Genomic DNA, 12,489 nt, shown 5'->3' on the forward strand with positions numbered 1-12,489 from the left:
TGGGTGGGTCGGGCGGCCGAAGCCTAGCGACCGAACCTGAAATCCACGCTGTGGATCCCCTAGGAGGCCGCGTTGACCGCGTCCAGGTCGGCCCGGGTCAGTACCGAGCGGATCTCCAGCTCGACGTCTCGCAGGGACTCACCGGGCTCGGGCGACCGGTCGATCGCACACACGACAGTGTCCACGATCGCACCAAGCGGACGGAGAGCGTTGACCGCGTCGCGCACCGCGCCGCCGGACGTGATGACGTCCTCGATCAGGGTGACCTTCTTGCCCGAGAAGGAGGGCCCCTCGGCGAGCTTGGCGGTCCCGTACTCCTTGGCCTTCTTCCGGATGAAGATCGCCGGGATGCCGGTCTTGGCCGACACCATGGTCACGATCGGGATGCCACCGAGCTCCAGCCCGCCGAGCACCTCGGTGCCCTCCGGCAGCAGCTCCACCATGCGTGCCGCGACCCGCTCCAGGAGCGCCGGGTCGGCCTCGAAGAGGTACTTGTCGAAGTAGGTGTCGCTGACCTGTCCCGAGCGGAGCGTGAACTCCCCGTGCAGGCGGCAGGTGGCGTCGATGTCGGCAGCGAGGGTCTGATCCGTGGTCACGACCCCTAGCCTAAGTGGCATGAGTGAGCGCCAGCGAACGACCATAGGGGCGGCGGCATGACGGCACGACGACTCCACGGCATCCCGCCGACGATCTTCTCCGAGATGTCGGCCCTGGCCGCCTCCACCGGCGCGGTCAACCTCGGCCAGGGCTTCCCCGACGTGGACGGGCCCGAGGAGATCATCAAGGAAGCCGTCGCCGCGTTGGAGAGCGGACGGAACCAGTACGCCCCGGGCCCCGGCATCCCCGCGCTGCGCGAGGCCGTCGCGGCCCATCAGCAGCGCCACTACGGCCTCACCTTCGACCCGGCGCGCGAGGTCACGGTGACCACCGGCGCGACCGAGGGGATCGCGGCGGCGATCCTCGCCCTGGTCGACCCGGGCGACGAGGTGATCCTCGTCGAGCCCTACTACGACAGCTACCCGGCCATGGTGCAGTTCGCAGGCGGCGTACGTCGCCCGGTGACGCTCAGCCTGGACGAGTCCGCTCCGGGCGGGCGGCTGCCCCGCGAAGCGCTCGAGGCGGCCGCCTCGGAGGCGACCAAGGTGCTTCTCCTCAACTCTCCCCACAACCCGACCGGCACGGTGCTCACCCGCGAGGAGCTCGAGACGGTCGCCGCCTTCGCGCGAGACCACGATCTGACGGTGGTCTCGGACGAGGTCTACGAGCACCTGACCTTCGACGGCACCCCGCACATCCCGATCGCCACGCTCCCCGGCATGCGCGAGCGCACCCTGACCCTGTCGAGCATCGGCAAGTCCTACTCCTTCACCGGCTGGAAGGTCGGCTGGGCGACCGGCCCCGAGCACCTGGTCCAGGCGCTGCTGGGCGCCAAGCAGTGGCTGACGTTCACCTCCGGTGCCCCGCTGCAGCCGGCGGCTGCGTACGCGCTGGAGCATCTCGACCACTGGCCCAAGGAGCTCGCCCTCGATCTGCAGGGGCGGCGCGACCTGCTCTGTGACGGGCTGAAGGGGATCGGCCTGGACGTGACGATCCCGGAGGGCACCTACTTCGCCGTCTCCGACATCACCGACCTCGGGTGGAACGACGGTCTGGAGTTCTGCCGGGCGCTGCCGGAGCGGGCCGGCGTCGTGGCCATCCCGCTGCTGGGGTTCTACGACACCGATGCCGGGAAGCACCTGGTCAGGTGGACCTTCACCAAGCAGCGCGAGGTGATCGAGGAGGCCCTGGAGCGCCTCGCCCGGGGCGATCTGCGTCGCTAGTGGTCGGCCCGGCGGTCCGCGTCCTCGTCCTCGGAGGTGCGCGGCCGGACCGTCATCCCGAGGATGTCCCGGTCGGGGTGACCGTCGTGGTCGAGGTCCGCCGCCAGCCGCGACGCCGTACGCCGCCGGCGCCACCACTCCACCATCGCGGGCGCGAACGCGAGCGCGAAGAGCAGCAGGATCAGGTAGTCGACGTTGTCGGCCAGCCAGGGCCAGCGCGCGCCGACGAAGAACCCGAACAACGTCACCGCGAGCACCCACAGCACGCCACCGACGAAGCTCCAGAAATAGAACCGCCGCCGGTCCATGTGGGTGACCCCGGCGACGACGGTGACATAGGTGCGTACGAAGGCGATGAAACGCCCGATCACCAATGCCTTGTTGCCGTGCTTGTCGAAGAACTCCCGGGTCTGTTCGAGATGTCGCTTCTTGATGAAGCGGCCGTCGCGTTCATAGAGCCGCGGCCCGAGCTTGCGCCCGATCTCATATCCGGTCACGTTGCCCGCGAAAGCGGCGGCGAGGAAGAAGAGCATCGCGATCACGATCTCGAGGCCGGGAGGCCCGGGAAAGATGTCGATCTTGCCGGTCGCGATGAAGATCCCGAGTGCGATCAGCAGGCTGTCGCCGGGTAGGAACGGGAAGAAAAGACCGCATTCGACGAAGATGATGATGAGGCTGATCCAGAAGAGCGGCTCGCCGAAAGTGGCCAGCAGAAAGTCCGGACTCATCCATTCCAAACCGGCCACCATCGGCGCAAAATTCCCCGCACCTGTCACGCGCCCTACGGTACCCATAGGTAACAACTCTTGTTGTCGAATATTCTGACTCGCCGATGAACGAGACACGACCGTCCGAGGACGATTCCCGAGCGCCGTACGACCCGATGCCCCACGGGCAGCCCGAGGTCGGCGTGGGCCCGTGGCAGGGGGAGTGGCCCGAGGGGGACCACTGGGACCCCGAGCTGCTGGCCAACGGCGACCGCCGCAACGTGGTCGACCGTTACCGCTACTGGAGCCTCGAGGCGATCGTCGCCGACCTCGACCAGCGCCGCCACGGCTTCCACGTCGCGATCGAGAACTGGCAGCACGACTTCAACATCGGCACCATCGTCCGCACCGCCAACGCCTTCCTCGCCGCCGAGGTGCACATCGTCGGCAACCGACGCTGGAACCGCCGCGGCGCGATGGTCACCGACCGCTACCAGCACGTCCATCACCACCCCGACGTGCCCGCGCTCGCGGCGTACCTCCACGAACGGGACGTACGCCTCCTCGGCATCGACAACCTGCCCGGCTCGCTCCACCTGGAGACGATGGAGCTGCCCAGGTCGGTCTGCTTCCTCTTCGGGCAGGAGGGGCCGGGCCTCTCCGAACAGGCTCGCGCGAGCGTCGACGGCACCTTCTCGATCGCCCAGTTCGGGTCGACGCGGTCGATCAACGCCTCCGCCGCCGCGGCGATCGCGATGCACTCCTGGGTCGTCCAGCACGCCGACCTGTCCTCCGAGGACGCCTGGCGCGGTTGACCGGAGCCGATCACGTGAAAACGCAGCGATCCCCCGGGGAAGCACCCCGGGGGATCGAGCGTCGTGAACGATCAGCGGATCAGTTGGTGTTCCGCTCGTAGCAGACGACCCAGTGGTCGCCGGTCTGCCACTCGTACTTGCTCGGCTTGCTGTAAGCCCTGGTGCGGCTCGGGCAGTTGTTGCCGACGGCCCGCTCGAACGAGGCCGTGGTCGGGTAGGTCGTGCCGGCCTTCTTGAAGGCGGAGATCGACTTGTAGGTGTGCGAGCTCAGGCAGGAGTACGGCCCGGCGTACGTCGAGCTCAGGCAGCCCCGGGTGCGCTGGGTCAGCGCGACGCCCTCGAGGAACTTCGCGCGGTTGGTCGGCAGGTTCTTGAGGGTTTCCTTGCCCGGGAGCGCGACGTCGCAGCGGAACCAGCGCTGGCCGGCCCTGAACTGCTCGGCGTTGGGCACGAAGAACGCCCACACGTACGCCGACTGGTTCCGCTTCGAGTAGGTGCTGCCCAGCTTGTCCCTGAGCGCACGGATGCACGTCTTGGAGATGTGAGCGGCGCTGGCCGATCGGGTGATGGACTCCTGGGTGCGGGTCGTCCCGGACAGAAGCGTTCCCAGCGCGATGGTCTTCGCGGTGTGGGCGTCGCTGCAGGAGACCTTCTTGCCGGTCTGGGACAGCGCGTTGAAGGCGGTCCAGCCGTAGTTGTAGCAGGTGCCGACCGTGGGCTTGGGCGGCACCGCCGCGTCGGCCTTGGTGGCGGTGAGACCGATGAGGGAGAAGACGCCGACGACGAGCCCAAGGATGAGGGCCGCCATCACGGGCGTCTGCGCAGGCGCGAGCGCGCCGGCACGAAGACGAGACATGATCGTGCTTTCGGATCAAGGGATGGGGCGGGCTGAATCATCGCAGCGCGATGCCGGGCGGGGCATAGTCAATTCGGGTGGTTGTAAAGCGGTTACGCCCCGGTGTCCTCGATGAAAACCTGATCCGCTAAAGTTAACTCCGGGTCGCCCGGATGTGCCCCTTCTTCTAGGGTGCGTGGCCTCGGGGCCGGGCGGCAGCGGGGGACTCCACGACCGCTGCCCGCAATGCGCGGATCGGTCCGCAGGGCGTCACGCCCCATTCATCCGTACGCGGCATGCTGACCGGCATGTGCCAGACGAACCTGTCGCGCCGGACCCTGCTCAGATACTCCGCTCTGGTCGCGGCGACCTTCCCGGCGGCTGCTGCCACGGACGGCTGGGGCCTGGCGGCCCAGGCGGCGGAGTCGGGGCTGGCGGTGCCGATGCACGCCGAGCTGGTGACGGTCACCGACACCAGTGCGGTGATCACCTGGTTCACCGGCGACCCGTTGCGGCGCGACGGCTTCGGCCGCCCAGCGGCGGTGCAGGCGCCCGGCCGGGTCCTGATCGGCACCTCGCTGCTTCCCTCGACCTGGCGCGAGGCCGGCTCGCACGGCCCGACGGCCTACCACCACGTCGAGATCACCGGGCTGCAGCCGGACACCACCTATCACTGGCGCGCGGAGAGCAACGGGATCGTCGCCGTTCCGAGCCCCGTGACACCGTGGGCGGCCCCGTCGACCTTCACCACGCTGAAGCGCCCCGCCGGCCGCGAGCTGGGCCGGGTCGCCTGGCTCAACGACCTGCACTTCGGCGAGCAGATCGCCGGGCTCGCGGTCGGCATCGACGGCTTCCCGGGCGGCGGGCTGCCGCCGGGCATCCCGGTCGACCCGGAGCATCCCTACTGGCGCACCATGGGTGCCGCAGCGGTGGCCGAGTCGCGGGCCCGCGGCTGCAACCTCCTGCTGGCCAACGGCGACCTCTCCAACGAGGCCGAGGCCGAGGCGCTGGCCGAGACCAGGACCGCCCTGGACGGCTTCGGCAGCCTCGGTGGCGTCACCCGTCTCGGCAAGGGCGACGCACCCCGCTACTTCGTCACGCGTGGCAACCACGATCGCGCCCGCACCGGGGCCGTCGAGGGTGAGCTGGTCGACCGGTTCGGTGGGGAGTTCGACGCCGGCTTCGAGCCCGGCACGCAGCACTTCTCGGTCGGCTACGGCACCGGCAGTCAGACGTACCGGTTCGTCGGCCTGGACTCCAACGACGGCGAGACCACGGGTGTCCTCCGCACGAGCGAGCTGGAGTTCCTCGAGGCCGAGCTGGGCCGCGGCGACCTGACGATCCCGCTGTTCCACCACCCCGCCAGCCAGCAGGACAACAAGGTCGACGCCGACGGCGCGCGCCGGTTCCGGACCCTGCTCGCCGGCTACGACAACGCGGTCGGCGTCTATGCCGGCCACACCCACCGCAACCACCTCTCGACCAGCTCCGAGACCGCGACACTTCCCTACTTCGAGGGCGGTGCCGTCAAGGAGTACCCGGGCGGCTACACCGTCGTACGCCTCTTCGAGGGTGGCTTCACGGTCAACTTCTACAAGTCCAGCCATCCGGACGCCCTGGCCTGGTCGGAGGCCTCCCGCGCCGAGTGGTTCGGTCTCGCGCCCGCCTACATGCTCGGTGGCCTCGGCGACCGCAACTGGGCCCACCACCTCGACACCCGGCGTACGCAGACCGCCGGCGTCCTCCGCGACGGCGGCGACGCCCTCACCGCCGAGATCGGTGAGGGCGTGCTCGACGCCATCTGCTGACCGCCTCAGGCCGGCTCGGCGGCCTCCAGCCGCTTCCGCAGCGCCTCCAGTCCCCGCGAGGAGTGGCTCTTGACGGTGCCCTCGCTGATCCGCAGCTCGCGGGCGGTCTCGGCCACCGACAGCTGCAGCCAGTGGCGCAGGACGACCACCTTGCGCTGCATCTCCGGCAGCTCCTGGAGCGCGTCGAAGAGCTCGGACCGCTCCTCGACCTGCTCCGCGGGACCGGACCGCTCGGGCAGGTCTCCCGACCGCTCCCGCTTCCACCACGGCCTCCGGGTCTGGTCGATGTGGGCGCGGACGAGGATCGTCCGGACGTACGCCTCCTCCGCGCCGGACTCGACCCGCCGCCACGCGGCGTACAGCTTGATCAGGGACGTCTGCACCAGGTCGTCCGCCCGGTGCCAGTCGCCGCACAGTGCGTACGCCACGCGCAGCAGGTGCGACCGCCGGGCAGCGACGAACGTGGTGAATGCCTCGTCGTGCGCGCTCATGCCCACGGCCCTCCCTTGGGACCGTTGTTCCGCCTGACGATCGCGGCGAAATCCTCGAGCGAGACCGGGCCCCGGTCCTCGGCGTACGGGGCCGGACGCAGGTGGTAGGCGAAGGCCCACGAGACGTTCTTCGTCCGGGTGGCGCTCTCCTTCTCCTGGACCAAGACGTACTGCTCCTCGCCCTCGACCGTGATCCGGGCGGCAGCGGTCTGCGACGTGTCGGCCGTAAAGGAATCGTTGATGTCCGGGTCGGCGACCTGTTCGAGGATCTTCACTCCGTCCTCGGTGGGGACGAGAGTCGAGCCGCTGAACTCGACCGCATGGGTGATGGCTGGTTCCCCGAGGTTGCGGTCGTTCGGACGGTAGGCCGTGCGATCCGACTTCTCGATACTTGTCAGCCAGTCGTCGATGGTCTGGCCGGGAATGGCATACGTCGAGCCGCCGTCGGGTGCCAGCGACAGGGCTGTCTGGCTCTGTCGGAAGAAGAGCCACTCCTCGAGGCCTTCTCGCTCGATGACCGCTCCGACCGAGTCCCAGGGAGCGTCGTATCCGAACGGGTTGGAGATCTCGCGGACGATCTTCCAGCCGCTCCCGCCGACGGAGAGCCGGCCGCCAGCTTCCCATGTGGTGTCCGGCAGGTGGTCGGGAAGCTCACGTGCCCACGTCCGGAAGTCCTTCGCGGTGCGGGATGCGTCGGTGAAAGAGACGTCGTCCGGTTGCGGGAAGTAGGCATAGATCGTCTTCTCTCCGTCGGTTACCGCGACCGCCAGCGAGTCACTGGTGGTGAGGGCTCCGAGCCGGTCCACCTCGGTCCAGCCCTTCTGGAACCTGGTCTCGCCGGTGTCGAAGTCGTAGGCCACCGGAGCGAGGTCGCTCAGGGGGATGTCGACCTCGGGCGCCTCCTCCTCAGCTGTCGACCGCGTCGCGATCGGGGGCTCGGGGTCGGCGTGGTCGCGCGAGGGGTCGACGACCGCGCCGATCCCGACCACCGCGGCGACCGCAGCGACCGAGCCGGCGACCACGGCGAGCCGCCGGCGACGTACGAGTCTCTTCCCGTCCGCCACGAGCGCGGCGGGGTCGAGTTGTGCGGGCGGGGGGTGGGGGATCGCCCGTTCCAGGGTTTCCTGCCAGTCCATGATGCCTCCAAGGTCAGTCTCACCCGTGGATACGGATCTCGTGGCAGATCGGTTGTCCTGGTTGATCGATCCAACTGCGGGCGTTGGGCGGGCTGGCCCGGGAGCGCATTACGCTGGCCACCAGCGCACCGGTCGACAACGGATCTTCAAGGAGACCCCCAGATGCCCATCGCCACCCCCGAGAAGTACGCCGAGATGCTCGCGACCGCGAAGGAGAAGGGGTTCGCCTTCCCGGCGATCAACGTCTCCTCGTCGCAGACGCTCAACGCGGCACTGGCCGGCTTCGCGGAGGCCGGCTCGGACGGCATCATCCAGATCTCCACGGGTGGCGCGGAGTACCTCTCCGGCCCCACGGTCAAGAACATGGTGACCGGCTCGGTGGCCTTCGCGGCGTACGCGACCGAGGTCGCCAAGTCCTACGACGTCAACATCGCGCTGCACACCGACCACTGCCCCAAGGACAAGCTCGACGGCTTCGTACGTCCCCTGCTCGAGCTCTCCGCCGAGCGCGTCCAGCGCGGTGAGGCGCCGCTGTTCCAGAGCCACATGTGGGACGGCTCCGCGGTGCCGCTGGCCGAGAACCTGCAGATCGCCCAGGAGCTGCTGGCGCTGGCCAAGACCGCTCACATCGTGCTCGAGATCGAGGTCGGCGTGGTCGGTGGCGAGGAGGACGGCATCGTCGGGGCGATCGACGACAAGCTCTACTCGACCCCCGAGGACGCCATCGCGACCGCCGACGCGCTCGGGGTCGAGGGCTACCTGACCGCGCTCACCTTCGGCAACGTGCACGGCGTCTACAAGCCGGGCAACGTGAAGCTCCGTCCCTCCATCCTGCGTGACGCCCAGGACGCGGTCGTCGCCAAGCTCGGCCTGCCCTCCGGGTCGAAGCCGTTCGACCTCGTCTTCCACGGCGGCTCGGGCTCGAGCGCCGAGGAGATCGCCGAGGCCGTCTCCTACGGCGTGGTCAAGATGAACATCGACACCGACACCCAGTACGCCTACACCCGTGCCGTCGCCGGCCACATGCTCGCCAACTACGACGGCGTTCTCAAGGTCGACGGCGAGGTCGGAAACAAGAAGCAGTACGATCCTCGCGTCTGGGGCAAGCTCGCGGAGGCAGGTATGGCCGCTCGGGTCGTCGAGGGTGCCCAGCATCTCGGTTCTGCGGGCAACTCCATCGGCTGAGCGACACGCCGGGGACGGCCAATGGTCCCGATTCGGAAAACGTTTGTGGCACACGGCATAGCAAACACGGGCTTATGTCGTTGTGCCGGTCATTGGTAAAGCGATTCAATGCCCTGGCTGGACGGCGACTCACGGGTAAGACAGTCGAACCGTCCCCTCGGCGTTGATCTTGGGAGGGACATCCTCGGAATGGAAACCACTGCGCGAAACCGCACAATCGGCGGAATCGTCATAGGCGCGATCATCCTGATCCTGCTTCTCGTCTTGTTCTCTTGCACCGTAAACAGCGACCCGGAGAGCTCGCCGAAGAAGGATCCGACAACCGGGGAGTCATCGCTCCCCAGCGATCCTGACACGATTGAGCCCGACGACAAGCCGTCGGAGAAGGACTCCGACGACCCGGAGATCGTCGACGACGACATCGTCCCGGCCGCCAACACCGGCGTGACCTTCATCCCCGCGGGCAACGTCCCCTCGGGCAGCACGCCGACCTGTGAGCTCGACCCGAGCGCCTGTGAGGACACCCGTCCGCCGGGTGCCGGTGTGGACATCTGTGAGATCCGCCCGGATCTGACCCAGTGCCAGGAGCCGGAGCCGCCGACCACCCCGCCGGGTGACGGCGAGCCGACCACGCCGCCGGACGACTGCCTGCTCCCCTTCGACCTGCTCTGCCCGGAGGACCCCGGCCCCGAGGACCCCGGTCCGGAGGACCCCGGCCCCGGCGACCCGGAGGACGACGAGACGGCTCCTGACGCGGTCACGGTCAACCCCTGTGTCGTGAACAGCAACACCTCCGCGACCATCGACTGGTCCGAGGCCAAGGACAAGAGCGGGATCGACCACTACACGGTGACGTCGCGTCCCAACGCCGGCGACCCGGGTGAGACCGACCGGACCTCGGCGACCTTCCCCGATCTTCGGGCAGGGGTGACCTACACGTTCTCGGTCACCGCGACCGACAAGGCCGGAAACGAGTCCGCGGACAGCAACGACGTCGACTGCGTCATGGACGTCACGGCGCCGCAGATTCCTCAGGACCTCACGGTTGAGGAGGGTGACCCGAGCGACAGCACGCTGAACGTGAGCTGGTCCGAGGCCGAGGACAACACCGACGGCGTCGGCGACGTGTCCTACAACCTCTACCGCGACGGTGAGCTCCTCACGGCTCTCAACGACACCTCCTTCGAGGACACCGGCCTGAAGGCCGGCACGGAGTACACCTACTCCGTGCAGGCTGTCGACGGTGCCGGCAACGAGTCCCGTCGCTCCGAGGGCGTCTCGGGCACGACCACGAAGATCGCGCCGACGGTCCCGACCGGTCTCGACGCGACCAACGAGGGCCCGCTCGGCTTCGACCTCGCGTGGAACCCGTCGACGGACGAGGACGGTGTCACGCCTGCTGCGGAGATCGACTACCGGGTCAGCGTCACCGGCGGAATCTGCGTCGGTGGCACGACCACGGGCCAGACCACCTACAGCGTGACCTGCATCCTCCTGTGGGACTCGGTCCGGGTCACGGTGACGGCGATCGACGGTGACGGCAACGAGTCGGCTCCGAGCCGCGCGCTGACGGTGAACTCCGACGGCAGCGAGGCCCAGCCGCTCAAGGGCAACACCGCGCTCCGCTCGAACACCCCGGGCGAGGACAAGTCCGACGCTCCGGGCGACAGCCCGGTTCCGTCCGACGCCCCGGACGTGAAGGCTCCGGACGAGGTGGCTCCGATCGAGAAGCCGACCGAGGAGGACGCGCCGCTGCTGCCGGGTCTGGACGACATCCTGCCGGGCGGCGACGACACCGCCGAGGAGCCTGCTGCCGAGGAGCCGGCCGAGCCGGAGGCGACGCCGAGCGAGTCGGAGAGCCCGGCCGCGCGGCCGACCACCGAGGAGCCTGCTGACGAGGCGACCGAGGAGGCTCCGGCCGAGGAGGACGAGGGTGGCCTGCTGGGCGACATCGTCGACTCGGTGACGAGCGCCGTGGCTGCGGTGTTCTAGCACATACGCACAGAAACAGGGCGGGGAGAGCCGAAAGGTTCTCCCCGCCCTGTCGTATTCAGAGGCAGGTCGTCCCAAAATCAAGGAGTCGGATGCCCAGCGCCCCCCACAAGCCCTGGACATCCGACGATCTTGGGTGACCGACACCAAGTCTGCGTCAGTCGTGGCCACAGAGTAGGCATAGAAACGCCCATGGATCCAGATAGTTAAGACGAAATTCATGAACTTCCTGTGCCCATTCGAACAAAATCGAACAGATCTGAGCGGCCCAATCATCTGGAGCCATACATTAGAATTTGGGTGTGCGTGTGATGACCTCCCGTGCCCGCGCGGCCATCTTCGCCCCCATCGGCGACGAGGGCAGGGCAGCGCGTGTCGAGAACCGTCTCGCCGAGGCGATCCGCTCCGGCGTGCTCGCGCACGGGGAGCGGCTCCCGAGCGAGCCGGAGCTCGCCCAGATGCTCGGCGTCGCCACGGTCACCGCGCGAGAGGCGCTGGTCGCGCTGCGCGCCAAGGGCCTGGTGGTGACGACCAGGGGGCGTGGCGGCGGCTCGTTCGTACGTGCCCCGAAGAGCGCCGACCTCGTCGAGGACCGGCTCGCCGCGATGTCTCGCATCGAGCTGCGTGACCGGGCCACCGTCTATCAGGTGGTGCTCACCGGGTGCGCGGAGATCGCGGCGGAGCGTACGGATCCTGACGAGGTCGAGGACCTGCGTGACCTGCTGATCCCGCTCAACGTCAGCGACGTGGCCCGCTGGCGCAGTGCGGACAGCGAGCTCTACCTGTCGGTGGCCGCCCTGACCCAGTCGGCCAGGATGACGCGCGAGGTGGTGCGCCAGGAGGCCGACTTCGGCGCGCTGCTCCGGATCCCGCTCGAGGAGCCGGGCTTCCGGGAGGCGACGGCGAGCCGCCATCAGGAGCTTGTCGAAGCCCTGGCATCGGGAGATGCTGTCAGGGCCCGGGAGAGCGTACGTGAGCACGTGGCTCACTCCCTTGAACGCTTGGCTGAGATCCATGAGGCGGTGCGACGATGAGCAACACGATGACTCCTCTCGACTGTGTGGCCCAGGTCGAGGATCACTTCGGGCCGATCGTGACCGAGCTCGAGCGCGTACGCAGCGAGGTGGCTGCCCTCTTCGAGGCCGGTCCGGTCAGCAGCGCCTCCCTGCGGGAGCGGCTCGAGCCCGGGTCCCTGGAGTTCCTGCGCAACCCCAACCTCGTCGGTGGCGGCTTCGTGGTGGCCCCGGGAGTCCTCAGCGACCGCCGGCTCTACCTCGTCTGGTGGCAGGGCGAGGAGCGTGACTTCCTCGGCGACGCCGACGCCCCGGCCACGGGCGAGGCGATCGACTACACCCGCCAGCCCTGGTACCGCACCCCGGAGCGCACGGGCGAGCTCACGCTCGTCGGGCCGTACGTCGACTTCGTCTGCACCGACGAGTACGTCATGACCACGACGATGCCGGTCTACGCCGGCGGCCGCATGGTCGGCGTCGCGGGGGCCGACACCCTGGTCGAGACGCTCGAGACGATGCTCCTGCCCGGGCTGCGTGAGGCCGGAGCGACGCTCGTCAACGGCCACGGAAAGGCGATCGTCTCGGCCGACCCGCAGCTGGCCACCGGCGACCCGCTCACCACCGCCCGCGACATGATCCCGTGCCGGGGTCTGCCGCTCTCCGTCGCCCTTTCCTAGTCGCTCTGTC

At 68.7% G+C, this 12,489-nt stretch carries 12 protein-coding genes; 7 read left to right on the forward strand and 5 right to left on the reverse strand.

Translation table 11 applies throughout. The features are described 5' to 3' along the window. Nucleotides 1–59: 59 nt before the first annotated feature. Nucleotides 60–596 (reverse strand): orotate phosphoribosyltransferase, encoded by a 537-nt coding sequence (gene pyrE / locus HD557_RS01835; RefSeq protein WP_196872635.1) that lies wholly within the window; start codon nt 594–596, stop codon nt 60–62. A 57-nt stretch (nt 597–653) separates the two neighbouring features. Between pyrE and HD557_RS01840 the strand changes: the two genes are divergently transcribed. After that, nucleotides 654–1,820 (forward strand): aminotransferase class I/II-fold pyridoxal phosphate-dependent enzyme, encoded by a 1,167-nt coding sequence (locus HD557_RS01840; protein ID WP_196872636.1) that lies wholly within the window; start codon nt 654–656, stop codon nt 1,818–1,820. On the opposite strand, the gene HD557_RS01845 is transcribed toward HD557_RS01840, so the two are convergent. Further along, a complete protein-coding gene (locus tag HD557_RS01845) occupies nt 1,817–2,548 on the reverse strand; it encodes a DedA family protein (RefSeq protein ID WP_231380141.1) in 732 nt (243 codons plus the stop codon). The two genes, HD557_RS01840 and HD557_RS01845, sit on opposite strands and share 4 nt — an antisense overlap. Nucleotides 2,549–2,652: 104 nt before the next feature. Between HD557_RS01845 and HD557_RS01850 the strand changes: the two genes are divergently transcribed. After that, a complete protein-coding gene (locus HD557_RS01850) occupies nt 2,653–3,342 on the forward strand; it encodes a TrmH family RNA methyltransferase (RefSeq protein ID WP_008360455.1) in 690 nt (229 codons plus the stop codon). 79 nt (nt 3,343–3,421) lie between these two features. Here the strand turns inward: HD557_RS01850 and HD557_RS01855 are convergent, their stop codons facing one another. Beyond that, nucleotides 3,422–4,198: a septum formation family protein gene (locus tag HD557_RS01855; protein ID WP_008360457.1), complete on the reverse strand. Its 777-nt coding sequence runs from the start codon at nt 4,196–4,198 to the stop codon at nt 3,422–3,424. A 287-nt stretch (nt 4,199–4,485) separates the two neighbouring features. Between HD557_RS01855 and HD557_RS01860 the strand changes: the two genes are divergently transcribed. Continuing rightward, nucleotides 4,486–5,985, forward strand: a complete 1,500-nt coding sequence (locus HD557_RS01860; RefSeq protein WP_196872637.1) for a purple acid phosphatase family protein — start codon at nt 4,486–4,488, stop codon at nt 5,983–5,985. A 5-nt stretch (nt 5,986–5,990) separates the two neighbouring features. Here the strand turns inward: HD557_RS01860 and HD557_RS01865 are convergent, their stop codons facing one another. Together HD557_RS01865 and HD557_RS01870 are read right to left on the reverse strand one after the other, a co-directional pair. After that, nucleotides 5,991–6,476 carry a SigE family RNA polymerase sigma factor gene (locus HD557_RS01865; RefSeq protein WP_040756042.1) on the reverse strand — a complete coding sequence of 162 codons (486 nt, stop codon included), beginning with the start codon at nt 6,474–6,476 and terminating at the stop codon, nt 5,991–5,993. Then, nucleotides 6,473–7,612 (reverse strand): hypothetical protein, encoded by a 1,140-nt coding sequence (locus HD557_RS01870; RefSeq protein WP_196872638.1) that lies wholly within the window; start codon nt 7,610–7,612, stop codon nt 6,473–6,475. The genes HD557_RS01865 and HD557_RS01870 overlap by 4 nt, the downstream gene beginning before the upstream one ends. Before the next feature lie 162 nt (nt 7,613–7,774). On the opposite strand from HD557_RS01870, the gene fbaA reads away from it, so the two are divergent. The 4 genes from fbaA (at nt 7,775) to HD557_RS01890 (ending at nt 12,479) form a co-directional block, all read left to right on the forward strand. Beyond that, entirely contained in the window at nt 7,775–8,797 is a 1,023-nt protein-coding gene (gene fbaA / locus HD557_RS01875) for a class II fructose-bisphosphate aldolase (protein WP_008360465.1), read from the forward strand. Between the two features lie 264 nt (nt 8,798–9,061). Next, nucleotides 9,062–10,789, forward strand: coding sequence for a fibronectin type III domain-containing protein (locus HD557_RS01880; protein WP_196872639.1), 1,728 nt, complete (start codon nt 9,062–9,064; stop codon nt 10,787–10,789). Between the two features lie 311 nt (nt 10,790–11,100). Continuing rightward, nucleotides 11,101–11,823: a FadR/GntR family transcriptional regulator gene (locus tag HD557_RS01885; protein WP_050800884.1), complete on the forward strand. Its 723-nt coding sequence runs from the start codon at nt 11,101–11,103 to the stop codon at nt 11,821–11,823. Then, nucleotides 11,820–12,479, forward strand: coding sequence for a cache domain-containing protein (locus tag HD557_RS01890; protein WP_008360471.1), 660 nt, complete (start codon nt 11,820–11,822; stop codon nt 12,477–12,479). Before HD557_RS01885 ends, HD557_RS01890 begins: the two co-directional genes overlap by 4 nt. Nucleotides 12,480–12,489 lie beyond the last annotated feature (10 nt).

This window comes from Nocardioides luteus (assembly GCF_015752315.1).
Classification (GTDB): domain Bacteria; phylum Actinomycetota; class Actinomycetes; order Propionibacteriales; family Nocardioidaceae; genus Nocardioides.

Coding starts and splice junctions, on each gene's coding strand:
- HD557_RS01840 (WP_196872636.1), top strand. CDS start 654: ATGACGGCACGACGACTCCACGGCATCCCGCCGACGATCTTCTCCGAG.
- HD557_RS01845 (WP_231380141.1), bottom strand. CDS start 2,548: ATGAGTCCGGACTTTCTGCTGGCCACTTTCGGCGAGCCGCTCTTCTGG.
- HD557_RS01850 (WP_008360455.1), top strand. CDS start 2,653: ATGAACGAGACACGACCGTCCGAGGACGATTCCCGAGCGCCGTACGAC.
- HD557_RS01855 (WP_008360457.1), bottom strand. CDS start 4,198: ATGTCTCGTCTTCGTGCCGGCGCGCTCGCGCCTGCGCAGACGCCCGTG.
- HD557_RS01860 (WP_196872637.1), top strand. CDS start 4,486: ATGTGCCAGACGAACCTGTCGCGCCGGACCCTGCTCAGATACTCCGCT.
- HD557_RS01865 (WP_040756042.1), bottom strand. CDS start 6,476: ATGAGCGCGCACGACGAGGCATTCACCACGTTCGTCGCTGCCCGGCGG.
- HD557_RS01870 (WP_196872638.1), bottom strand. CDS start 7,612: ATGGACTGGCAGGAAACCCTGGAACGGGCGATCCCCCACCCCCCGCCC.
- fbaA (WP_008360465.1), top strand. CDS start 7,775: ATGCCCATCGCCACCCCCGAGAAGTACGCCGAGATGCTCGCGACCGCG.
- HD557_RS01885 (WP_050800884.1), top strand. CDS start 11,101: ATGACCTCCCGTGCCCGCGCGGCCATCTTCGCCCCCATCGGCGACGAG.
- HD557_RS01890 (WP_008360471.1), top strand. CDS start 11,820: ATGAGCAACACGATGACTCCTCTCGACTGTGTGGCCCAGGTCGAGGAT.